The following is a 23,116-nucleotide window of genomic DNA, read 5'->3' on the forward strand; positions in this document are numbered from 1 at the left end:
CTGGCTCAGGTCCAGTCTCCATCACCCGCGTCGGCGTCACCGCCATCGGCCGGCGTGTTGTCGTCCCACGAGTCCGGATCGGACACGCCGAAATCGGTGCCGCCGAGATCGGAGTTTGCGGCGTCGCCCACCGGCAGGTTCGCCGCGGAAGGCGGCGGGTTCCCGGCCGGCTCGTCACCCATCAGACGTTGCGCAATATTTTCACCGACGACCACGCCCGCACCGACGGCAAGCCCGGTCGCGAGCCCACCCGCGATTCCGGATCCAACCCCCGGCGCAGCCACCGGCGCGACTCCCGGCGCAACGCCCTGACCTGGCGGCGCAGCCGCGGCCGGGACCGCGGCGCCGGCCGCCGGCGGGTAGATAGATACCGGCACGGGCCGGCGGCGTAGCACGATCCAGATGAGCGCCACGATGGCAACGGCTGTCAGCACGGCGAGCCATGGAAACGGCTGCGGCGCCGGCAAGGCTTGCGGGCGCATCGACTGCGCCAGCCACAATTCGCGTTCCAGCGCGCGCACGGATTCGGCATTGGCAAAACCGAGACCGGGATCGATTGCCTGGGCGGTCTTCAATTCCTCGCGCGCCAGCGGCAGATCGCCCGCGCGCGCGAACAGCTCTGCCGCGACGTAATGAGCCTTGGCGCTTTGCGGGTGATCGCTCAGCACCTGGTGCATCATTTGCTGCGCCAGCCGCAGGTCGCCGCTTTTCTCGGCGTCGTAAATCTGCTGCAGCGTCGGATCGTTGTCGGCGAATGCCGCGATGGCGAACATGGACGCCAGGATCAGAATGGCAGACAGCCATCGATGAGTTTTCATGCCGGACTCCTCGCAGTGGATGCGTCAGCGCAGCCAGTGCCCTTCCACGAAGTGGAATCGCCCGTGCCGCGCTTCCCAGTGCGCCGCGACCCAATGCCACCCATGGCGCGCGCGCAACCAGTGCCCATCTATCCAGACGTGGTGGCGGCCGGTCCATCGCCAGTATCCGGGCGCCCACACATATCCCCGGCGTTCGGCCGGAAATGCCAGGACCCGCGGCGGCGGCGGGCGCACGTCGACGACGATGTCATGGGCCGCACGAATCCCGGGGCTGAACGTGCCTAACAACAGCAGGGCCAACATGGAGACGTGCAATTTCATGTCGGGCGCTCAGTCTCCCGCCACGGCAATGCGCACTGCCGGAAGTGCGCACGCCGCGATCAGCGCCCACGGGATCACCGCCCACAGGTACTCGGACGGTGCCGGCCTGGCAGCAAGATCGCTCGCGCGTCGTCGCGCGCGGTGCATCGCAAGCGTCCCCAGCATGGTGACGAACATCACCGCGGCGACGCCCATGCAGAGTTCGAGAACGATCAGGCGCATGGCAGTTTCACTTCTTCAAAGCGACGTGAACCCCTTCGGCGGCGAGATCGAATTTCAGCCCGACATCCGTGGCGAGCAGCTTGATGACCACACCGTGCTCGTTCTTGAGGTAGGTAGCCGTGGCGCCGCCCGCGACCGCGATACCCGCGCCAGCCGCAACGTAGTTGCCGGCGAAATCGCTGAGTTGCTTGAGGTTGTAGACATGACCCGTCGCGGTGAATTCATTGGCGCCCACATCGACCACCGAAACGCCCTTGATGGTGAAGCGGTGTGTACCGTGATATTCGAGATCGCCGTGACCCCAGGTGTAGCCGATACCGGCCGCAACGCTGCCACCCTTGAGCGTCACCTTGCCGTCGGCCGTCGCGTTGTCCGCGACTGGCGGTACCGATGGGCCTTGATCCTTGGCACCGGCAAGCCCTGCCCCCACGAGAAGAGCGGCTGCCAACATTGAAACGATTGCGCTGCGCATGGAAAACCTCCTGAAGAATTGCTGACCATGCTGAAGCTGCGGGAGCGCACCGGATATCCCCCGAACAGGGGTGCGCGATTTCAGCTGAAACTCAGGCGCGCCGCCGCAGGCGACGCAACATCGTGAAGGGAACCAGGCTCGCCAACACGAAGAGCGCGCCGAGCACGAACGACGCACGGGTCGTACCCAGCAGCGCGCTCGCTCCGAGCCACAAACCCATCAATGCGTACACCGCGCCGATCAGCGCCAGCACCGCCGCCACGCCACCGAGGACCAGCTGCCTCAGCATGGCCTGCAGCCACTGCCGCAGCGCCAGCAGAGCCTGCTTTTCGAGCACCTCGATGCGTTCTTCGACGGCATGAATACGCTGCTCGACGTTCGTGACGGGCTGCAGCAGCCACGACTTGAACCGCAGCCACAGCCTGGTCAGATAAAACTCACCGGCAGTTCCATTCGTCATCGCAGCACCCTTCGCCGCGTCACGCGGCGTTCGAGGCGCTGGCGGCGCGCACCTTCTCTTCGATGCGCCGCCCGACGTGCCGGTCGACTTTCTTCCAGTACTCGAACGCGCGGCTCAGCACCGGCTCGCGCACGCCGGCCAGCAGGCTGCCCGCCACCTGCTCGACGAGCCTGGTGCGCTGCTCGTCGTCGAACACCTGGCGCACGAGGATGCCCGGTTGCGTGAAGTCGTCGTCGTCCCGTCGTAGTAGATAGGCACTGCGCTCCATATCGCCGTCGGCCTGCCAGCCATCCGTCACGGCGCCCGTGCCATCGACCCACGGACGCCCGTCGCTGTTGCCGGCGTACACCGGCGCGTTGCCGCTGTGGTGATACGTCATGTGCCCGTCGAACTGGTAGGTGTTCACCGGCACGCGCGGCTGGTTGACCGGCAGCTGGTTGAAGTTGACGCCGATGCGGTTGCGCTGCGCGTCGTTGTACGCAAACGCGCGGCCGAGCAGCATCTTGTCGGGTGACAGCCCGATGCCCGGGACGGTGTTGCCGGGTGAAAATGCCGCCTGCTCGATCTGCGCGAAGAAATTCTCCGGGTTGCGGTCCAGCGTCAACGTGCCGACCTCGATGAGTGGATAGTCCCGGTGCGACCAGGTCTTGGTGAGATCGAACGGATTGACGCGGTACGCCCTGGCGTCGGCGTACGGCATGACCTGGACCGAGAGCGTCCAGCGCGGGAAATCCCCGCGCGCGATCGCCTCGAACAGGTCGCGCCGATGGTAGTCCGCGTCCGCGCCGGCCATGGTGGCGGCTTCCGCGTTGCTGAAGAACTTCATGCCCTGCCGGGTGTGGAAGTGATACTTCACCCAGAATTTATTGCCCGCGGCGTTGATCCACATATACGTGTGCGACCCGTAGCCGTTCATGTGCCGCCAGGTGCGCGGCAGGCCGCGTTCACCCATCAGGTACGTCACCTGGTGCGCCGACTCGGGGTTGTTGGTCCAGAAATCCCATTGCATGTGATTGTCGCGCAGCCCCGAATCGGGCAGCCGTTTCTGGCTGCGGATGAAGTGCGGAAACTTCATCGGATCGCGAATGAAGAAGACCGGTGTGTTGTTGCCGACCAGGTCGTAGTTGCCTTCGCTGGTGTAGAACTTGAGCGAGAAGCCGCGCACGTCGCGCCAGGTGTCGGGGCTGCCCATCTCGCCGGCCACCGTGGAGAAGCGCGCCAGCAAATCGGTGCGCGTGCCCGGCTGGAACAACGCCGCCCGGGTGTAAGCCGACAGGTCGCCGGTCGTTTCCAGGCTGCCGAACGCGCCGGCGCCTTTCGCATGCGGCTGGCGCTCGGGCACCTTCTCGCGATTGAAATGCGCCATCTGCTCGAGGAAATGCACGTCGTGGAGCAATAGCGGGCCATTGGGCCCGATGCTCAACGAGTTGCGATCGCTCGGCGCGGGTGCGCCGGCGCTGGTGGTGGAAGCAACAGTGGATTCATCGCCGCGCTGGATTGACATGGGAGGTCTCCGTTGGGTAGCTAGAGTTGCGCGCTGAGCTCGGCGGAGAGCTGCGCGAGGATTTCCGCGAGGGCCTTGCCGTAGCCGCGCACCAGGTCTTCGGGCGCCGCCTGCGGCAGATCGATGCTTCTCGAAATCGAGCCTTCGTACCGCAGCGCCGGACGCGGACCGGCCTGGTCGATGAGAGCGAATTGCATGGCGAGCACCGCCGCCGGGGCGCGTCCTGCACGGAAATCGCCGTACAGTTCCGCGACCATGATCTCGAGCACGTAGGCCGCGGGCCGCGCGCTGCCTGGCTGCGCCACGGCACGGAATCCGCCGGCGCGGTCCAGCCATTCCGCGACCCGGCCGCCCAGCATCTCGCCGGGGTCGGACACAAAGGCGTGATACGGGTCGGAGCTGTAGCGCACGTCGCTGAAGCGATAGACCAACGCGTCGCCCGCGAACGGCCCGGCGACGCGCACGTTCCCCACGCGCAGCGTTTCCGCGATCCTGCGGACCGGGGGCAACGCGGCCGCCGCGGGTGACGCGATGACATACATCGTCGTCTGCGGCACGGCCTTGCCGAGCGAACAACCGGCGATGAGCGCCACGGCCATGACGACGGGCAGGATTCGCGTTCTCACTGCGTGCCACCCGGAAACTTCACCTTGGCCGGCGGCTGCCCGAACAGGACGACGGCCGGATCGCGCTTGATGGTCTCCGACAAGACCCGCAGGTTGTCCGCCATGACGCGCAGGTCCTGCACGACGATGCGCACGTCGTACTGGTTGGCGCCGAGCAACGCATCCAGCCGTTCCGCGGCGGCGTCGATTCCCTCGATGGTGCTGTCGAACTTGCCGTCGTCGGCGAGCTGGCGCAGCCGCGTCGTGATCGCCGCGGCGTTTGCCAGCGTCTGCCCGACCGCGGGATCCGCGAGCACGGCATCGAGACGCCGGGCCACCGAACCGGCGCTCTGCAAGGTGTGCTGCGCGCTCGCCGACAGCGCCGCCACCGGCAGTTCGCCGAGCTTGGCGTCGAGGTGCAAAACCAGTGAATCGACATTGCGCGCCAGCTTTGCGATGTCCGCGTCGTCGATGCTGGCGAGGAACTTCTGCGCCTTGTCGATGATCTCGCCCGCGACGCTCGGCGCCGACGGTAGATAGGCATAGACCGGCTTCCAGCCGAACGGCAGCGGCGGATATTCGCCCGCCGCGAAGAAATCCAGCTCCAGGTACTGCTGGCCGGTGACGCCGGCGAGCTGTGTCTGCGCGCGCAGGCCACGCTGGATGAGCGTCGCGAAGTCGTGTCTCATCTGCTCGACTTCCACGCCCGGCATGCTGGCCTTGACGCGGACCACGATGTAGTCGCGGCGCCGGTCGATGGGTGTATCGCGCTCGTAACTCGCCACCGACGTCAGGATCTCGGTCACCTGGCCGAGCGGAACGCCGCGAAAATTCACCGGCGCGCCGAGCTCGAGCCCCGCCACGGACTTGTTGAAATACGTCTCGAAGGTGAAGGCGGGCTGGAACCAGCGCCGCCAGCCGAGCACGTACAACGCCACCGCCAGCACCGCGAAGCTCGTGACGACGAACAGCCCCAGGCGGACGTAACGTTTGCTGTCGTCCATCGTCAGGCACCCTGCGCGGTGGGCAGCGGATCGGGCTGGCGATTGAAGAACTGGCGCACGCGTGCATCGCCGCTGCGATCGCGCAGGCTCGCCGGGCCGTCGTCCGCGATGATGGCGCGCGCATGCGGGTCGAGCATGATCGCCCGGTCGGCGATCGCGAAGATGCTCTGCAACTCGTGCGTGACGATCAGGAAGGTCACGCCGAGATCGCGCCGCAGCGTGAGGATGGTCCGATCGAGGTTGGCGGCGGTGACCGGATCGAGCCCCGCGGAAGGCTCGTCCAGCAGCAGGATGTCGCAGCCCAGCACCATGGCGCGCGCGATGCCGGCGCGTTTGAGCATGCCGCCGGAGAGCTCCGCGGGCATCATCGATTCCGCCGCGCGCATTTCCAGCTCCTGCAGCAGCATGCGCACCGTGAGATCTTTTTCCGCCGGCGTGAGCGAGGTGAACCGGTCGAGCGGAAAGCGCACGTTTTCGAGCACGCTCAGCGAACCGAACAACGCGCCGCCCTGGTACATGACTCCGAGCCGGCGCTGCAGGCAGGATTTTTCCTCTGCCGGCGCCTGCACCAGACTCTTGCCGTGGATCAGCACGTCGCCCGCCATCGGCGGGTGCAGGCCGATGATGGTCTTCATGAGGCTGGACTTGCCGCTGCCCGATCCGCCGATGATCACGACGATCTCGCCGCGCCGCACGTCGAACGACGCATCGTCGAGCAGGATGCGCGGCCCGAATCCGAGGCGCAGGTGACGCACGCTGATGACGGGCGGCAGGCCCGCCGCGCGCGGCGCCACGCGCAGCGGGGGCATCAGCAGTGGAGCGATGGTGGCCACTCAGCTGGTGAACACGGCGAAAATTCCGTCGATCACGATGATCAACACGATGCTGGACACCACCGCGTGCGTCGCCGATTGCCCGACGGCGGTGGCTCCGGCGCCCGTCACCAGCCCGCGATGGCAGCCGACGGCGGCGATGGTCAGCCCGAAACAGGCCGCCTTGATGAGTCCGAGCGTCAGATCCCAGGGAGCCACCGCGCTGAGCAGCTGGGTGTACGACTGTAGATAGGTGACGTCGAAGGTGGTCATCACCAGCGCGCCACCGATCAATCCGAGCGCGTCGGCCAGCGCGGTGAGCAGGGGCATCACGAGGATGGACGCCAGCAGACGCGGCAGCACCAGGAATTCCACCGGATCGAGGCCGAAGGTCGACAGGGCGTCGAGCTCCTCGTTCACCTTCTGCGCGCCGAGCTGCGCGGCGAAGGCGGCGCCGGTGCGCCCGGCGAACACGATCGCGGTCATGAGCGGGCCGAGCTCGCGCAACACCGCGATGCTGCCGCCGTTGACGACGAAAATCACCGCGCCGAACTGCCGCGCCACCAGGCCCAGCTCGAAGGCGATGATGACACCCATGAGGAAACCCACCAGCATCACGATGGGCACCGCGTTCGCGCCGGCTTCCGTGGCCACGTCGAGCGCATCGCGCCATTGCGCCGCGCGCGTCGCGCGCGGCTTGAGCCATGCGCCGATACATTCGCCGAGGAAAACCGCCAGATCGCGCAGGTAGCGGCCCTCGCGCGCGGTCGCACGGCCGATGAGTTCGAGCAGGCCGGTATTGCGCCGGCCGGCGGCCGCGGCGGCAAAGTCGCGCGCTTGAAAGCGGCTGACCAGCGCCGCGAGATTGGGCGCCAGCGAGCAGATGGTCACTTCCGCTCCGGCCGGGCGCACACGCCGCGTCAGGTCGAAGAGCAGCGCGATGCCGGCATTGTCGATGTGTTCGAGCTTCGAAGCATCGACCACCACCGGACGCAGTGGATTGCGCTCGAGCGCGTCGATCGCCGCCTGCCAGACCGGAGCGGCCGTCTCGGCCGTGATGCGGCCTTCCAGGTGCACGCGTACGGCGCCAGACTCGCTCGACACGGGATCTCCGTCATGCCGCGGCGGAATGAACCGCGCTTGGGTCTCCATGGTGAAACTGCGGCCGGGCATCAAACATCCCCCGATCAGGGGACAAACAACGCGGCCCGCGCGGCCGGCGCGGAAAACACGCAGGCAACGTCGTGCGCGCAGCCGGGCACGATCTGCACCTCGCGTTGCCGGGCCGGCGAGAGCACATGGCGGTCGTACTCGGCGAATACCAGGCCGCGTTGCAATCGGTACGGGCCCTGCAGCTGCGCCGCGCAGGATTTGTCCAGCAGCTTGTAGATAGCCGCCGCGGATTCACCGGTGTCCAGCGCACCTTCCAGATAGTGAATGTCGGCATCCGCGTAGTGCCGGCGGGCCGCAGCGGCGTCGCGCCCGAGGGCGGCGGGCAAACCCTCGATGCCATATCGCCAGCGATTGAAATCCGCGCAGGAATTTTCAGGCGCGGACCACGCGAGCTCGCAACGGCCGAGACCGCCCGCGCCGCCGTCGCAGCGCTCCCATCCGACCGGCGCGCCATCGAGCCGCGGCTGCGCGCGTTGCGCGTCGAAGTACAGCCACACACCCGGGTCGGCCACGACATACCGCACCGCCACGTTGTGCGAGTCCGCGGCAAACCCGATGTAGCGTTGCACCAGCTGCGCGCCCGCGGAAAATCCAGCCACGGTCACGGTGCGCAGGCCGGGCCAGCGCGTGACCAGATCCGCGATCAGCGCATCCATCGCGGCGAATGAGGTGATGCGTCCGCGATTGTCGGCCTGCGCACCATCGGCCCATGAATCGCAGGTCCACAACAGATCGCCGGTCTGTGCCGCCGGAACACCGGCGGTCTTGCAGCGGGCGGCGCGTTCGTTCGCCACCTGGAACAGCGGCGCGATCACCACGGTGCGCTCGAGCGCGGCCGCACTCCGGGCCGACCGCAAGGCGGCATTGAACGTGAGGTTGGCGTCGCGCGGATGGCCATGTACGGCGATCAGCGCGTTGACGGGCTGCGGCCCGCCACTGCCGGAGAGCCGCGACGCATAGAAATGCAGTGCACCGTTGCCCGCGGACACGGAGAAATAGCAATTGCTGGAAGCAGCCTCGTCGCAACGCTCGCGCGCCGCGACGTGCGCCGCTCCCGCCGCGGCGATGCCGACCACCAGCGAGACGAACAGCATTCCGAGCTGCGATGAGAATCCCGGAGGCGCGGAAATCATGACGGGGCTTGCGGCGCGAGGCTCGCGAGCCAGGCGGCGATCGCTTCGATCGACTCATCGTCCATGCGCGCCGCCACGCCCTGCATGATGAAGCCGTTGCTGGAAGCGCCCCACTGCGCGGCGCGATATTGCTGCAGCTTGCCGACCAGGTACGGCGCGTTCTGTCCGCGCAATGCGGGCCAGGTGCGATAGAACGCGAGCGCGCGTGGACCGGCGCCCTTCGCCGGCCGCCAGCCGCGTGCGTCGGCGCCGTGGCAACCCTGGCAGGGAGGAACGCCGCGCGCGGCATCGCCGCCGAAGAACAGCCGCTCGCCGCGCGCGATCCTGGCCGCATCGCCGGAGTCCTGCGGCGCAGCGGGCGCAGCAGGTGCGCTGGCGCCGGCGGCACTCGCACCGTTGTGCGCGAAATACGTCGCGAGGTTGCGCAGGTCGGCGTCTTCGAGCGTCGCGACCATGGGCGTCATCGCCGATTCCGGCACGGTTCCCAGTTTGTAGACGACCAGCCGCCAGTACAGGAACTCGGCGCTCTGCCCGGCCAGGTTCGGAAACACCGGCGCGATGGCGATGCCGTTCGCGCCATGACATCCGCTGCACACCTGCGCCTTCTCCGTCGCCGCCGCCGCGTCGCCGTGTACGGCGCCGATGCGCCGCAGGTCGCGGTACCGCGGCGCTTCCTTCGTCTCCTGCTTCTCCTGCGCCGGCGCGCGCGCGGCGCCGAACGCGGCGGCGATGGCGAGCAGGAGTATGGCGAAGGTACGCATGCGGGTTCCTGTCAGAGCGGAATCTGGACGCTCAGGCCGACCACATTGTTGGAGTAACTGCGCGGCCCGCCGTCGGTGTAGACGCGATGGTCGTAGACACGCTGATCCGCGAACCCCGCGTAGTGCCAGTCCGACACCCTGCCGCGCTCGTAGTGATTGAACAGCCGCAGGTCGATGCCGGTTGCGAGCGGGAAACGCAGGCCCACGTCGATCGTATTGAGCCGGTAGTCGATCGCCGGGAAAGCGTGCCCGGCGGAATCGGCGGTGTCGGGCCAGGCCAGCGCCAGTGCCGAGGCGTACCGGTAGCTATCTACTCCGCGCGAATAGGTGAAGCTCCACGCCGCGTCGAATTGCACGCGCCCGATCGAGCGCCGCAGCGTGGCGCCCGCGTGATGGTTGCGCTGCTCGTCATTCAGCCACCAGCGCGCGGAGTCGAGATACGTGAGGCCGCCCAGGCGGGGGTCGTCCAGCGCCGCACCGGCGTCGTTCACATTCGCAAACCGCAGCTTGGCGCGCTCGTAACCATAGTAGACGCTGGCGCTCGTGGCGGGCGACGGCTGCCACTCCCACTGGATCGTGCCCTGCAGGTCGTCGTGGCGCTGGCGGCCGATCTGCGCGGTGTAGCGGTTGAAGTCGCCGCGCGCCGAAACGCTCAGCGTCATGTCCGCGGCGGGTATGAAAGTGGCCATCACGTCGACCTTGTGCTCGCGACGGCTCGCCAGGTCGTACTTGCGCATGGCATCGACGGTGTGAGCCAGCGCGGCGGCGGGGTCTTCGACGAAGCCGGGCAGCGAGGTGGAGTAAGCGAATTCGTACGGATCGGAGTCGTAGTCGTCGCCGGACTGATCGGTGAACGAGTAGTTTGCCCGCAGCGTGACCCAATCGGCCCGGGTGTTGACCCAGGTGAGGCGCAGCTCGCTGGCGTCGACCGAGCGGCGTTCGCGGTGCTCGCGTTGCGTGCGCGTGAAGCCCAGCGTCGCTCCCAAGGTATCGTGTGCCGCCGGCCGCCAGTCGGTGCCGAGATGCGCCTCGAAGGTCCGCTTGTCGAGCGGGATGTTGCGTATCCGCGTGACCGCCGAAGGCGCAAGCACCGCGTCCCAGAAACCCGCCTCGCCCGGGACCACACTGCCCTGCGAGCCATTCTCGGACACGTAACCGTACGATCCGGTGAGCGGATTGAATGCGATGTAGTCGCCGCGGTAGTTCTCGTCGCGATATTTCGCGTCGGCGCGCACGCTGACCTTGCGCCACGGCTGCATCACCAGCCGCGCGAACAACATGGTGGTGTCGATGCGCAGATCGGCGCGCGGGCGCGACAGCGCGGCGGTGCTGTTCCAGTCGGCGCAGTCGAACAGGAAGGGATTCGCGGGGGCGCCAGTCGGCGTGAGGTCGATTCCGAACTGCCCCTGGCAGGTCACCGGCGGCAGCAGTTCGTCGTTCTGCCGCATGCGGGAGCCGCTGGCGGTGATCGCGAGGTCGCCATCCAGCGGCAGTTTCCGCCCCAGAGTCAGGCGCAGCTGGTGCGAGTCGTTGTCCGGCTCGAGCGACATCTGGCCGGTAGTCAGGTCGGCGGACACCGCGCCGGCCACGACCGGATAGAGACTGAAAGGGGTCTGGTATTCGTAGCCACGGTGGGCAGAGCGGTAGAACGAGCCGCTATAACTTGTCTCCACGCGCCAGGTGCGCAACGACCCGCGCAACGCGGCATTCAGGCTGACGGTGCGGTCGTCGATGGGCTTGACCGTCTCCAGGATTCCGCCGTTGTCGGGAAACGGATAGTTGAAGAAGAAGGTTCCGCCGTACGGGCGGCTGCCACGCCGCTCGTCCTGCGTGATGTTGATGAGCGTGCTCCAGGCGGGGTTCAGGTAGTAAGTCAGGCCGATGCCGGCGCGCTCGCGCGTGAACTGCAGCCGCTGCACCGGCGCGGCATCCGCCACCGCGGCCACCTGTTCGGGAGTGCTGGCGCCCGCCACCAGCCCGTCCCGCAGCGTGAGCGTGGTGGTACCGGCTCCATCCCAGATGGAGCGCGCATTCGCGCTGATGACGTTCGGCAGCTCCCGGTAAAACGCCTCCACCTTGAAGCGCCCCGCTTCACCGGCGTTGAGTTTGTAGAACTGGTTGTCGTCGCCGAGGCGGCTGGCGCGCAGATCCAGGTAGGCGCCGTCTTCAGGGCGCTGCATCGAGAAGTGCGACAGGCCGAGCAGAAAGCCACGCTGCCAGTCCGTGTAGCGCTGCCAGAGGTTGTTGTCCTCATCGCCGTCGCCCGGCTGGATGTAACCCAGATCGAGGACGCCCGAATGCACCCAGCTACCGGCGACGCGCTCCTCGCCGAGTGCCGGCGCGCAGCCGTACAGGAATCCGGTCGGCGTGCGCAGGCTCGAGGGCCGCAGCCAGCTCATCCCGTCGGCATCGCAACCTTGCAGTGAAGCCCAGCCGGTCGGATCGAGCTTGCTGCCGAAATGCAGATCCACGCCCAAACTACTGTCCTGTGCATGCGCCGCCGGCGCCCACACCAACAACGCGACGATCCACCACGCGCGCTTCATTTGTGGAACCTCGGGCCGGATGGATTGTTGGAGCCGTGCACCTGCGCATGGCAGGTGATGCAGCCGCGGCCCATGACCCGCTCGTCCGGATGCAAACCGGTTCCGATCGATGCCGGCGTCTGCAGATCGTTGGGATGGCGCGTACTGGTGTGGCACTGCTGGCACAGGAACGGCGTCGGCGCGACCAGCAAGGTGTTGTGGTTGGAGCCATGCGGCTTGTGACAGTTGAGGCAGTTGTCGCGCACCGGCGGATGTTCGAACAGGAACGGCCCACGCTTCTCCGCGTGACATTGCTGGCAGGTCTCGTTGACGGTGTCCGCCTTGAGCAGCGTCGGGCCGGTCGAGCCATGCGGATTGTGGCAATCCGCGCAGGTCATCTGCCCCTCGGGCAGCGGCATGTGCGAGCGCTTGTTGAATTCCTGGCGCACGTCGCGATGGCAGGTCGCGCAGGTCTCGCTGATCGACTGGCGCGCCTGCAGTCCTTCGGCCGAAACGCGCGCCATCGGGTTGTGGCAATCGCTGCAGGAAACTTCCAGGCGCTGATGCACCGACCCCTGCCAGAGATTCCGCGGGCCGCCGGCATGACAGCCGAGGCACGCGCCGGTCTGCACGGCAACGGGCGTGCCGGAGCGCCGCGTGAAGCCGACGATCAATCCCCGCATCGAGGGCGCAGCGGCATGCGCCGAACCGGCGCCGTGGCAGGATTCGCACACTGGCAGCATGGGGTCGAGCTTCGCGGCGGCACGCAGGCCGAGCGCGTGCACCGTGTGCGAGAAGTTCCGGTTCTCGAGCGTATGGCAGCTCGTGCACACGGACTCGCCCACCACCCTGGCGTCCGGCGCGCCTGGGTTCAGCGCCACGGCGGCCCGCGCGAAACCGGGCGGAACGCGCAGCGAGTTCCAGTCAGTCCTGGTGTCGCGGCCGAGACTCGTGGGTGGCAGCGACGACTGGGCTTGCGCCGGCAGCACCATCGCAAACAGGCCCACCGACAGGCCGGTCAGCAGCACGGCGAGCAACGCCAGTTGCCAGCGCCCGGCGGCTGCCGACCCAGAGCTCACGCGCAGCACCCGGCCACCCGCGCGGCCGTCACTTGAGCGTCAGTAGATAGGCGATCAGCGCCGTGCGCTGCGCCGGGTCCTTCATGCCCGGGTATGGCATCGTGTTGCCAGGCACGACGGCCTGGGGATTCTCGAGGTATTTGTCGAGCTGCGCGCCGGTCCACTTCAACTGCGCGCGTTTCATGGCCTCGCTATAGGCAAAACCAGGTACCGCGGCGCTCGCGCGCCCGACGATGCCCTTGAGTGTGGGACCGACGCCGTTGGTGCCGTTGGTGCTGTGGCACGCGATGCACTGGCCATAGAGCTGCTGTCCGGTGAGCTCGGCAGCCACGACGGTGTCGGTTGCCAGTCCGGCGCAGATGCCGGCAGCGGCGAGAGCGATTGCGGGGATTTTTCTCATGGGGGTATGCCTCCTCGGGCTCATAGCCTTCGGGGGCCGCGTTTCATGGCCGTGTCCGCCGTCCGGGGCGTTATTACGGCCGAAACGCGTTATGTCGCACGCGGGCCGCCGGGAGCCACTCCTTATATATAGCGTTGCCGGGTACCCCCAGCCGCCCCGGGCCCCTGCAGTTGAAACGGGGGAAGGTGCCATCGACCCGCAACATCCGGCTGCGTGGCCTAGCTACCGCTGAAATGACGGACGTGATTCCTGAAACACGTGGGACACGGCGGGCCTCCAGCGTCTCCGTCGAACGATCTGATTCGAAACCACCCCAGGAGACAACATGGCGAAAGTTCTCGTGCTCTATTACTCCTCGTACGGTCACGTCGAGAAAATGGCGTATGCCGTCGCAGAGGGAGCCCGCAAGGCGGGAGCGGAAGCGGACGTGAAGCGTGTGCCCGAGACCGTTTCGCCAGCCATCACCAGCGCGGCCCGCTTCAAGCTGGATCAGCCCGCGCCGATCGCGGACATCCAGGATCTGCTGGCTTATGACGCGATCGTCATCGGAGTGGGAACGCGCTTTGGAAGGATGGCATCGCAAATGGCCGCGTTCCTCGATCAGGCCGGTCCCATCTGGGCGAGCGGTGCGCTCAACGGCAAGATCGGCGCCGCCTTCACCTCGTCAGCGACACAGCATGGCGGCAATGAGACGACGCTTTTCTCGATCATCACCAACCTGCTGCACTTTGGCCTGGTCGTGGTCGGGCTGCCGTACAGCCATGCGGGACAGATGACACTCGACGAGATCACCGGCGGCGCGCCCTATGGCGCAACCACGATTGCCGGTGCCGATGGAAAGAGAACGCCCAGCTCCATCGAGCTCGAAGGCGCGCGGCATCAAGGCGAGCGCGTGGCGTTCACGGCAATCCGGAATTTCGGCTGACGCGCGGTAGACAGGCGTCAGGCGGGACCACCGCCGCTGATCAGCAGGTGTTGTCCGCTCACGAAACTCGCCAGGTCGCTGGCGAGGTACTGCGCCGCGTCCGCGACATCCTCGAGCGTCCCCATTCTCGGGATCGGCCGCATCGATTTGACGTACTCCCGGATCTCCGGCCGCACACCGCTGGTGAAGACGCCCGCCCCTTCCGTGGCCGTCGGGAGAATGGAATTGACGGTGACTCCGCGGTGCCCGATCTCCTTGGCGAGAATCTCGACCAGGAACTGCCCGACGATCTTGCTGCCGCCGTACAGGCCATGGCCCGGCAGCGGAAACGCCGTGGTGCTGCTGCCGACGTGGATGATCCGGCCGTTGTCGGCCACATGGCGCGCGGCACGCTGCAGCGTGAACAGCGTGCCCTTGGTGTTGATGCGGAACAGCTTGTCGAAATCCTGTTCGGTCACATCGAGCAGGGGCTGGTTGATCAACTCAACGCCGGCATTGGCGACGACGACGTCCAGCCGGCCGAAGATCTCCATCGCGGTGGCAAACAACCTGTCGATGTCGTCGGGCCGCGAAACGTCCGCCCGCACCGCGATGGCTTTCCCGCCACTGCGGGTGATGATGGACACGGCCTCCGCGGCGCGGGCCTCGTCGGAGGCATAGTTCAGCACCACACTCGCGCCGAGCGAGGCATATCTTTCGGCGATCGCGCGCCCGATGCCACGCGCCGAACCGGTGACGACTGCGACTTTGTTCAACATGTTTGGCTCCACCCGCATGACCCAACTAGATCGCCATTCCGCCGGACACCTCGATGCGTTGGGCGTTCACCCAGCGGTTATCCTCGGAAAGCAGCGAGGCGATCATGGGGCCGATGTCATCGGGGAGGCCGGCGCGGCCAAGCGCGGTCATGTCCGCGACCTGCTTGTTGAGCTGCGGATTGTCGCGGACCATGCCGCCGCTGAAGTCGGTCTGGATCGCGCCGGGTGCGATCGCGTTCACCGCGATCCGGCGCGGCCCCAGCTCCTTCGCCATGTAGCGGGTCAATACCTCGACCGCCCCTTTCATGGAGCCGTATGCGGCATTGCCCGGCACGATAATGCGGGCCAGCCCACTGGATAGATTCACGATCCTCCCGCCGTCGTTGATCAGGGGAAGAAGCTTCTGCGTGAGGAAGAACACGCCCTTGAAGTGCACCTTGTACAACGTGTCGAGCTCCTCTTCCGTCGTGCGCTCGATACTGTTGTGGTGCGACGTACCGGCGTTGTTGACCAGATAGTCGAAACGCGTGGCCCCGAAGGTAGTGAGCGCCGCACGGATCTGCGGCACGAAAGCCTCGAATGAACTCACGTCGCTGGTGTCGAGTTGCAGCGCAATCGCGTTGCTGCCCGCCCCGCTCACCTCGACGATGACCTTCTCCGCTTCCGCGAGATTCGACTTGTAAGTGAAGATGGACGCGATCCCGCGGCGCGCCAGGCTGATCACCGTGTTGCGGCCCAATCCCCGGCTGCCGCCGGTCACGATCGCGATCTTCCGCTGCGAATTGCTCTGAATTGCTGTCGACATGATCTCTCCTGGGTTAATCGCCGTCGCAAAAACACGCCACCTGGCGGGCGCTCAGTATTGCCGCCGCTGCTGCCGACATGGCCCCATCGAAGTCCGCGTCGGGCGTGGCATTCACCGCGCGCGTTTCACCGTTGATCCGCAGCTTGACCATGACCCTCTCCTTGCGGCGCCGCCTGGCAGCACGCCCCGCGATGCCGGATCGGATGTTTGCGCAGCGAAATTACCGGCCGATTTGAAAAACCGCCGGAATATTTCAGCTGAAATCGCGGCGCGTGCCCGGCCCATCCAGGAACAGCCGGCACTGCGCGACAAATAGTTCGGGGTACTGGAACAACGCGCCGTGACCGGCGTCGGGAAACAGCACCAGCAACGCATCCCGCAACTGCTCGAACATCAGGATGGCATTCGCCGCGGGCAGCATGGTGTCGGCGCTGCCGCTAACTACCAGCACCGGTTGCCGGATACCCTTGAGGATGGCGTGGCCGCGGTGCGGAGTCGCACACCAGCCGATCAGCGCCCGGGCTTGCGGGTCGCTGACCGATTGGCCGCGATTCGGATCGCGATCCGCGGTGCGCGCCGCCTGCCGCGCCAGGAACGCGCGACCCGCCGCCTGGCTGGCTTCGCTCTGCGTGAAGAACAGCGGCAGCCGCAGTTCCGATCCGTGCCGCTGCGAATCGGCATTCTTGAGCGCCGCGAGCAGGTGTTCCTCGCCGCCCTGCGGAGCGGTGCCCGCCAGGATCAGCTTGCGCACCGCAACCCGCGCGCTGGCGGCAAGTAGTTGGCCGATGAAACCGCCCAGCGAGAATCCGAGCAAGTCCACAGGCCCGAATCCGAGCGCGCCGATGAACTTGCCGGCATGTGCAGCCATGGCGGCGACATTGTCCGGCGTCACTCCCGACGATGCGCCCACGCCGGCGTTGTCGAACACGATCACCGGGCGATCCATCGCCAGCGCATTCACCACCGCCGGGTCCCAGGTATCCATCGTGCCGGTGAAATGCTGCAGCAGCACGAGCGGCACTCCGCTCTCGCCGCCCAGCCGCCGATAGGCAAAGCGGGTGTCGCCCGTTTCGATGAACTGGTTGGGAGCGGTCTCGAGTGTCATGGCGATTTCTCCGCCGCATTCGCGGCCGCAGCACGTTCGCGCGTATGAATCTCGACGCCCGCCGTCAGCAGGCGATGCAGCGGACATTTCTGGGAAATGGCAAACAGGTGTTCTCGTTGTTCCGCGGACAGATCGCCCTGCAGGGCGATCTCCATCTCGATCCGGCCCGCGACCAACGACAGGGTTGCGGCGACACCGTGCAGCGGCCACTGCTTGCGGTCGGCGTACATCTGCAAGGTGATGCTGGCGCACGCACCCAGCGCCGCCAGCAGCAATTCCTCGGCGTTGGGTCCGGAATCCGCACCGCCCACTTCCGCGGGCTCATCGGAATGCAGCACATGGGGACCGATGACGATGTTCTGGTCGTATCTCAAACTACCGGTTCCGATCGACACCGTTCTTGCCATGAGGTATCCAACTACTGCTCGCGGTTCGCGCCCGCCAGCACATCCGAGGCCGCAGAGCCGAGCGCGGGCCGCAACGAGATCCGGAAGGACGCTTTGGCCCTGGCGAGCATCGACAGCGCCGCCGTCTGCCCGGTGCCGAGCAGTGCGCCGATCTCCCGGGCGCTGCGGCCGTGCAGGTACCGCCACTTGAGCACGTCGCCATATCTGCCCGGCAAGGCCGCCAGTACCGAGCGGATCAGGCCGGCCACTTCGGCCGCGTCGCAGACCTGTTGCGGGTCCTGCTCCACGGGCGCTGGCACGCGCGCGGATGCGCTGCGCACCTGCGCGTTGTCGCTGAGCATGACGACGTGTTTGGCGCGCCGCCTGCGCGTGCGGTTCAGATCGAACATCTCGCGCCGGCAGATCTGGCACAGCCAGCTGAACAATGCCGCTTCCGCGCGGTAGCTGGACAGATTGCGGATGGCCTTGATCATGGTGGCCTGCACGACGTCCTGTGCGAGGTCACCGTCGCCGCCCAGGCGCCGCAGCGCGAAGCGATAGATGCGTGGATAGTAGGCGTCGAAGAACGTGCGCAGCGCGCGCTCGTCCGCGCGCAACATGGCCGCGACGAGCTCCCGATCGTAGGGGTCGCAGCGAAAATCGTTGGCAGCCATACGCTTTTTTCTCCCATGCTGATGTCGGGAGAGAGCGTGCGGGTGCGCTCCTACGGATGCGTTTCGCGCGGACCGCGGCGGATTTCAGGTGAAGTGGCGGGTGTCATGAGAGCTGCGGTCTCGCTGCCGGTATCACGTATCCGATCAGAAGCTTCCTTCGACCTTCAGCAGGAAGTTGCGCCGCTCGCCCCACCAATAGCCGGGCTGAATATTTCCTGCGCTTTGGTAGTACCGCTCGTCGTTGATGTTGTTGGCCGTGGCCACCACGCGCCAGTTCTCGTCGATCCGGAAGCCGGCACGCAGGTCGACGACGGCATAGCGGTTGAAAGCGCGGTTGAATTGGTTACCTCCGATGCATCCGCCGGTCCGCGTGACATTCGGACATGCAAACATGGTTGTCATCTGCGATGTCTGAGCCCGCAAATTGCCGCCCACGGTCCACCGGCTCATCCGGCCGGTCAACCGCTTGTTCACCCAGGCTTTGACGAGATGTTTGGGAGTCTCAGGGGAATTCTGCTCCAGCGCATAAAGAGGTCCTCGCACTCCGTTCCAGACTGCAGTCGCCGCCCGGTTCTCGTTGAATGTGTATCCACCGCCGAACAGCCAACCACCGGCAGCGCCCGTCAATTCCAGGTCCACACCCAGGCTTTGACTCGTGCCGGGTATGTACTTTCCGGGCACACCTGCGCGCGAAAGCGACAGCGGTATCCGGTACTGCCGCGTGTCGTAGGCCGCGAGCATCCCATTGACCGCGCCATTGAACCAGGCTGCCTTGATGCCCGCTTCAGTGGTGACACCGTGGCGCACTCCTATCGCGCTGCCGTCTGGTTTCAGTGCCTCAGGTGCTGCGTTGCTGTCAATGCCCCATGGAAAGGTTTCCATGTCTGTACCGGTGTTGCGGTAGATGTCCACGTAGCTTGCATATAGCGAATAGTGGTCACTGACGTCGTACGCCAGCGCGGCATAAGGCGTGACAACGGGCGAGCTCCAGGGAATCTCGCGGCTATCGGTGATCCGGCCGTCAGAAAAGTTGAGCTCCCGAATGCGCCGATAGCGCTCTTGACCGGCTCGTGCGCCGGCGCTGATGGACAAGGCATCCGTGAGGTGCATCCTTGCGGTCAGGAATGTGGCGCGCGATTCGGTCGTCCCCTGCGCCCACGGAATCGAGTCTGGCTGCGACGGCCTAATCAGTCGCGGGTCACCATAGAGCGATGGCGTGTAGTCGACGAGATTCCTGACTGGGCCCTCGAGGTAGTTCCGCTCTTTCGCCTCGAGGTATCTGTATCTCGCATATTCGGCACCGAACGCCAGTTCGGCGCGCAAGCCAAAGGGCCGGAAGTCGCCGGTGAGTGTAAGGTCCGTGCCGATCTGCTCCTCCGTGTTGGGTCGGGTGCTGAATGCCCCGTTCACACCCCTTGTAATCCTCTGTCTGGTGGCTGGATTTACCGAAATGTTGATCGAAGCCGTCCCGAATTGCCGCCGCTCCTCCCAACGCGCAGCGCCGACCTGGAGCTGCCAGTCATCACCTAGCTGCTGCCGCAACTGAAAGTAAGTCTCCCGCTTTTCCCGGCGGTCGAACGCCCAATCCGTGGTGAGGGCAAAGTGCGGCAATTGCGGGACGGTTCCGTCCAGAGTTGGCAGCATGCCGCGGAACACCGGAGTGTCGTTCTGCCAGACGTAGCTGCCGCCCAGCGTCACGACTGTGTCAGGGCCGACGTCATAATCGAGCACGCCGAACAGCACCTTCCGGTTGAATGTGACCGCATCGAGATTGGAGCCCTGGTCCTGCAGGACGCCGACCAGCCTGCCGCGCAACGCCCCGTCGCCTGCAAGGGGTCCCGTCGCATCGAGCTCCACCCGGCTGTTATCCCATGAACCGGTCCAGGCGCTGACCCAGAGAGCCGCTTCGTCTCGTGGCCGCTTCCGGACGAGATTGACGGACGCGCCCGGCTGACCGTTGCCGGAGAAGATTCCGTCGGCACCGCGCAGCACTTCGATCTGCTCGAATTCGGCCAGGTCTGGTGTGCTGCTCAAGAGCCTTTTGTACGAATACAGATTTGGGCTGCCGTCCACGTGATAACTGGTGACCGCAAACCCTCGCGCTATGAAGAGCCGGCTCACGTTGTTGTCACGAGTGGAGATCAGCCCCGGAACCCGCTCCAGCGCATCGGGCAGTGTCGCGAGATTCTGCTCGCGGATCTGCGCCTGGCTGATCAGCGAAACGGTCTGCGGAATTTCGCGTAAAGGCGTTTCCGTGCGTGTTGCCACCACGCCCTGCGCCGTCGCGGTGACGACTATCTCTTCCAGGTCTTCGATCCGGCCGGCCGCGCTGAAGATCGTGCGACGTGCGCTGCTCTTCTGCCGTACCTCGAAGGTCTGCGCATTCAACTGCCGGTAACCCAGAGAAGTTTCCGCCAGCAAACGGCTCAGTGCGTCGGCGGCCGTGTAGCTCCCGTTCAGCGCCGCGGCCCGCTTTCCCGCCGTGAGGCGTGAAAAGAAGACCACGTCAACGTCACTCTGGCGCGCCAGCTCCTGCAGCGCATCGTCGAGCGGTTGGCTGGGGATGTGCAAATCGTAAACCGGTAGTTTGCCGGCGGAAGCGGTATCGCCGAACGCGGGTGACACTGCAAATGCGGTGAACATGCAGACCGCGATGGCGCGCAGCCCGGCAAGGTGGCACGTATTGCGGTCAGAACTTGCCATCGACTTTCAACAGGAAGTTGCGCGGCTCGCCATACCAGGGGCGCAGCGCGTCAGCGCCCGCGCCGGCGCTGCCGAGAGACTCGAAGTAGATCTCGTCGAACACGTTGTTTGCGCTGAGGGCGACCTGCCAGTTCGCGTCGAGCTGGAAACCCAGGCGCAGATCCAGCACCGCGTATGGATCCTGTTCGATTCTGCGGCCCTGGCAGAGCGGCCCACGTGGCTGGCAGTTCAGGTCGAGGCTCGTGGCGGCACTTTGCGCTTGCAGATTGCCGCCCGCCGTCCAGCGATTGAACACGCCCGGCAGGCGCGCGCTGGTCCAGATCTTGAGCAGATGCCGTGGTGTCGCCGTGGACAGCGCGCCGCCAGTCTCGCCTTCGTTGACATTGAAGGTGTAGCCCGCGCCGATGAGCCAGCCCGCCCGAAGCTCACCATCGAGCTCCAGGTCCACGCCCCAACTGCGGTTCTCGACTGCGACAAAACAGCAGTTGGGATCGTTCGTCGCGGGATACTCCCGCAGTTCCGGGAACGGCAGATTGCCCTGCCGCGTGCGGTAGGCAGCCAGCCGTCCATTCAGTGCACCTTCGCGCCACTCCGCCTTGATGCCGCTTTCCAGCGTGACCCCGCTGATCGGTTCGATGAGCTCGCCATTCACCCTGCGCCGGACGGCGCTGTTGGTGCGATAGATATCGGCGTAACTCAGGTACGCGGTGTAGTGGTCCTCGATGTCGTACATCAGCCCCGCGAACGGAGTCAGCACGTGGTGGCTGCCGTAGGCGGTCTCGAGCGCCAGCGTGGGCAGTGGCGGGATGTCCACGAGCAGTTTCGCGTCGAGAGCATCGCTGCCGACGCGCGCCCCGCCGGTCACCGACCAGTCGCTGCCCAATTGCGTGCGGAATGAGGCGAACACTCCGTACTGGTCGAGAATCGAATGGAGCGCCACGCCGGCGGACATCGGCGCACTGGATCTGGGATCCGGGTAGTCGCGCGGATCGAAGGAGCGCGGGTCCTGCAGCAAGGGACCGAAAAACCCCGTGGTTGCCTGATCGAGCCGCGCCCGGAAGCGCGTGAAATCGCCGCCGAACGCGAACTGCTGGCGCAGTCCAAACCACTCGGTCTCACCGCTGAAGGTGACATCGACCGTGTTCCAGTTGTGAACGTTGGGAACCCGGGTGTAGCGATCGTTGGCCGCGCGAGCGGACGACTGCGTCCCGTTGGTGGGGGGAATGATGAACACGCCGAAGGCATGTTCGACATTCGCGCGCCACGTCGCTGCGTTGATCTTCACCGCCCAGTTGCGCGCGAAATCCTGCTGATATTGGACGTACGCCTCGCTCACGCGCGTGCGGTAACGCGCCCAATCGAATGCCAGCGCAATGCTGCGCGGCAGTTGCTCGTCGGCATTGCCGCTGTACAGCGGGACCCCGCCCATGAGCGGCACGGCGTCGTCCTTCTGAAAGCTTCCGCCCACGTTCAACGTCGCATCCGGGGTGACGTCGTATTCGAGCGCGGCAAAGATCTTCTTTCGCTGGAAGGTCGCGGTGTCGTAGAAGAAATCGCGATCCGCGAATACGGCAACCGTGCGCGCGCGCAATGCGCCGTCCAGCGCAATCGGCCCGGTGAGATCCATCTCGATTCGCCGGTTGTCCCAGGAACCCGAGAATGCAGACAGATCGAGCGCGAAGCGATCGAGCGGCCGTTTGCGCACCATGCTGACCGTGCCGCCGGGATTGCCGTTGCCGCCGAACAGCGCGTCCGAGCCGCGCAGCACCTCCACATGGTCGAACTCACTCATGTCCGGTGCGCTGTAGAAGAAGTCGTAGCCGTCGATCGAAGGATTGATCGCCGCTCCTCCGTCGGTGTGGAACGACGTGACTGGATAGGCGCGGGAATTCGAGTCCTGATCGAGAGAGTTGGTGCGGACGACGGTCATGCCGGGCGCGTGCCCGAGAACCGCTCCGAGGTCGACATCGTTCTGCTGGCGCATCCGTTCGCGCGAAACGATCGAGATCGATTGCGGGATCTCGCGTAAAGGCGTTTCGATGCGCGTGGCCACCAATTCCTTCGCCGTCGCGCGCACGACGATTTCTTCCATCGGCTCCTGCGGATTCGCCAGTTTGAAGTGCGCCCTGCTGCGAGGATCTGCGCGCCTGATCTCGAATGTATTTGCGCCGAGCTCGCGGAACGTCAACTTCGAATCCGCCAGCAGAGCGGTCAATGCAGCGTGGGTCGTGTACTCGCCCGTGAGCGCGGCCGCCTCCTGTCCCTGGGCGATGCGCGAGAAGAAGACCAGCTGGATCCCGCTCTGCCGCGCGAACTCCTGCAGCGCATCGTCCAGCGGCTGGCTCGCGATATTGAGCTGGTAAACGGGAAGGTTGTCAGGCGTACCGGCGTACGCCGCGCTGCCCGCGATGAGCAACGCCATGAAGGCAGCGGGATCCCGGCTCTGCAACGAGCGAGGTCCGCACGTCTTG

The 23,116-nt window shown here is 66.0% G+C and carries 24 protein-coding genes; 1 reads left to right on the forward strand and 23 read right to left on the reverse strand.

Features of this window, described 5'->3' with window-relative positions:
- Positions 1–5: 5 nt before the first annotated feature.
- From WDO72_05870 to WDO72_05940, 15 genes are all read right to left on the reverse strand, one after another.
- A complete protein-coding gene (locus WDO72_05870) occupies positions 6–818 on the reverse strand; it encodes a tetratricopeptide repeat protein (GenBank protein MEJ0085186.1) in 813 nt (270 codons plus the stop codon).
- Positions 819–842: 24 nt separating this feature from the next.
- Positions 843–1,139 (reverse strand): YXWGXW repeat-containing protein, encoded by a 297-nt coding sequence (locus WDO72_05875; protein MEJ0085187.1) that lies wholly within the window; start codon positions 1,137–1,139, stop codon positions 843–845.
- Positions 1,140–1,148: 9 nt separating this feature from the next.
- The gene (locus tag WDO72_05880; protein MEJ0085188.1) at positions 1,149–1,361 is read right to left on the reverse strand and encodes a hypothetical protein; all 213 of its coding nucleotides are present in this window, start codon (positions 1,359–1,361) and stop codon (positions 1,149–1,151) included.
- Between the two features lie 7 nt (positions 1,362–1,368).
- A complete protein-coding gene (locus WDO72_05885; GenBank protein ID MEJ0085189.1) occupies positions 1,369–1,833 on the reverse strand; it encodes a hypothetical protein in 465 nt (154 codons plus the stop codon).
- A 91-nt stretch (positions 1,834–1,924) separates the two neighbouring features.
- The gene (locus WDO72_05890; protein MEJ0085190.1) at positions 1,925–2,293 is read right to left on the reverse strand and encodes a hypothetical protein; all 369 of its coding nucleotides are present in this window, start codon (positions 2,291–2,293) and stop codon (positions 1,925–1,927) included.
- 19 nt (positions 2,294–2,312) lie between these two features.
- Positions 2,313–3,797, reverse strand: coding sequence for a catalase (locus WDO72_05895; protein MEJ0085191.1), 1,485 nt, complete (start codon positions 3,795–3,797; stop codon positions 2,313–2,315).
- A 20-nt stretch (positions 3,798–3,817) separates the two neighbouring features.
- Positions 3,818–4,423 carry an ABC-type transport auxiliary lipoprotein family protein gene (locus WDO72_05900; GenBank protein MEJ0085192.1) on the reverse strand — a complete coding sequence of 202 codons (606 nt, stop codon included), beginning with the start codon at positions 4,421–4,423 and terminating at the stop codon, positions 3,818–3,820.
- Complete coding sequence (locus tag WDO72_05905) at positions 4,420–5,406, reverse strand: MlaD family protein (GenBank protein MEJ0085193.1); 987 nt, start codon at positions 5,404–5,406, stop codon at positions 4,420–4,422. The genes WDO72_05900 and WDO72_05905 overlap by 4 nt, the downstream gene beginning before the upstream one ends.
- Before the next feature lie 2 nt (positions 5,407–5,408).
- Positions 5,409–6,215 carry an ATP-binding cassette domain-containing protein gene (locus WDO72_05910; protein MEJ0085194.1) on the reverse strand — a complete coding sequence of 269 codons (807 nt, stop codon included), beginning with the start codon at positions 6,213–6,215 and terminating at the stop codon, positions 5,409–5,411.
- 24 nt (positions 6,216–6,239) lie between these two features.
- Positions 6,240–7,322, reverse strand: a complete 1,083-nt coding sequence (locus WDO72_05915) for an ABC transporter permease (protein ID MEJ0085195.1) — start codon at positions 7,320–7,322, stop codon at positions 6,240–6,242.
- A gap of 83 nt (positions 7,323–7,405) precedes the next feature.
- Positions 7,406–8,524, reverse strand: coding sequence for a hypothetical protein (locus WDO72_05920; protein ID MEJ0085196.1), 1,119 nt, complete (start codon positions 8,522–8,524; stop codon positions 7,406–7,408).
- Positions 8,521–9,285: a c-type cytochrome gene (locus tag WDO72_05925; GenBank protein ID MEJ0085197.1), complete on the reverse strand. Its 765-nt coding sequence runs from the start codon at positions 9,283–9,285 to the stop codon at positions 8,521–8,523. Before WDO72_05925 ends, WDO72_05920 begins: the two co-directional genes overlap by 4 nt.
- An 11-nt stretch (positions 9,286–9,296) precedes the next feature.
- Positions 9,297–11,831, reverse strand: a complete 2,535-nt coding sequence (locus WDO72_05930) for an MtrB/PioB family outer membrane beta-barrel protein (protein ID MEJ0085198.1) — start codon at positions 11,829–11,831, stop codon at positions 9,297–9,299.
- Positions 11,828–12,889, reverse strand: a complete 1,062-nt coding sequence (locus tag WDO72_05935) for a DmsE family decaheme c-type cytochrome (protein ID MEJ0085199.1) — start codon at positions 12,887–12,889, stop codon at positions 11,828–11,830. Before WDO72_05935 ends, WDO72_05930 begins: the two co-directional genes overlap by 4 nt.
- 28 nt (positions 12,890–12,917) lie before the next feature.
- Positions 12,918–13,289 (reverse strand): c-type cytochrome, encoded by a 372-nt coding sequence (locus WDO72_05940; GenBank protein ID MEJ0085200.1) that lies wholly within the window; start codon positions 13,287–13,289, stop codon positions 12,918–12,920.
- Positions 13,290–13,614: 325 nt separating this feature from the next.
- Between WDO72_05940 and wrbA the strand changes: the two genes are divergently transcribed.
- Complete coding sequence (gene wrbA / locus WDO72_05945) at positions 13,615–14,214, forward strand: NAD(P)H:quinone oxidoreductase (GenBank protein ID MEJ0085201.1); 600 nt, start codon at positions 13,615–13,617, stop codon at positions 14,212–14,214.
- A gap of 17 nt (positions 14,215–14,231) precedes the next feature.
- Here the strand turns inward: wrbA and WDO72_05950 are convergent, their stop codons facing one another.
- The 8 genes from WDO72_05950 to WDO72_05985 form a co-directional block, all read right to left on the reverse strand.
- The gene (locus WDO72_05950; protein ID MEJ0085202.1) at positions 14,232–14,972 is read right to left on the reverse strand and encodes an SDR family oxidoreductase; all 741 of its coding nucleotides are present in this window, start codon (positions 14,970–14,972) and stop codon (positions 14,232–14,234) included.
- Between the two features lie 25 nt (positions 14,973–14,997).
- Entirely contained in the window at positions 14,998–15,777 is a 780-nt protein-coding gene (locus tag WDO72_05955) for an SDR family oxidoreductase (GenBank protein MEJ0085203.1), read from the reverse strand.
- A 13-nt stretch (positions 15,778–15,790) separates the two neighbouring features.
- Positions 15,791–15,928 (reverse strand): hypothetical protein, encoded by a 138-nt coding sequence (locus WDO72_05960; protein MEJ0085204.1) that lies wholly within the window; start codon positions 15,926–15,928, stop codon positions 15,791–15,793.
- Between the two features lie 102 nt (positions 15,929–16,030).
- Complete coding sequence (locus WDO72_05965) at positions 16,031–16,882, reverse strand: alpha/beta hydrolase (protein MEJ0085205.1); 852 nt, start codon at positions 16,880–16,882, stop codon at positions 16,031–16,033.
- A complete protein-coding gene (locus tag WDO72_05970) occupies positions 16,879–17,289 on the reverse strand; it encodes an OsmC family protein (protein ID MEJ0085206.1) in 411 nt (136 codons plus the stop codon). The genes WDO72_05965 and WDO72_05970 overlap by 4 nt, the downstream gene beginning before the upstream one ends.
- Before the next feature lie 11 nt (positions 17,290–17,300).
- Positions 17,301–17,942 (reverse strand): RNA polymerase sigma factor, encoded by a 642-nt coding sequence (locus tag WDO72_05975; protein ID MEJ0085207.1) that lies wholly within the window; start codon positions 17,940–17,942, stop codon positions 17,301–17,303.
- 144 nt (positions 17,943–18,086) lie between these two features.
- On the reverse strand, positions 18,087–20,645 hold the full coding sequence (locus WDO72_05980) for a TonB-dependent receptor (protein MEJ0085208.1): 2,559 nt from the start codon (positions 20,643–20,645) through the stop codon (positions 18,087–18,089).
- Positions 20,632–23,094 (reverse strand): TonB-dependent siderophore receptor, encoded by a 2,463-nt coding sequence (locus tag WDO72_05985; protein ID MEJ0085209.1) that lies wholly within the window; start codon positions 23,092–23,094, stop codon positions 20,632–20,634. Before WDO72_05985 ends, WDO72_05980 begins: the two co-directional genes overlap by 14 nt.
- Positions 23,095–23,116: the final 22 nt, after the last annotated feature.

It is taken from the genome of Pseudomonadota bacterium (assembly GCA_037200975.1).
Lineage (GTDB): Bacteria > Pseudomonadota > Gammaproteobacteria > Steroidobacterales > Steroidobacteraceae > CADEED01.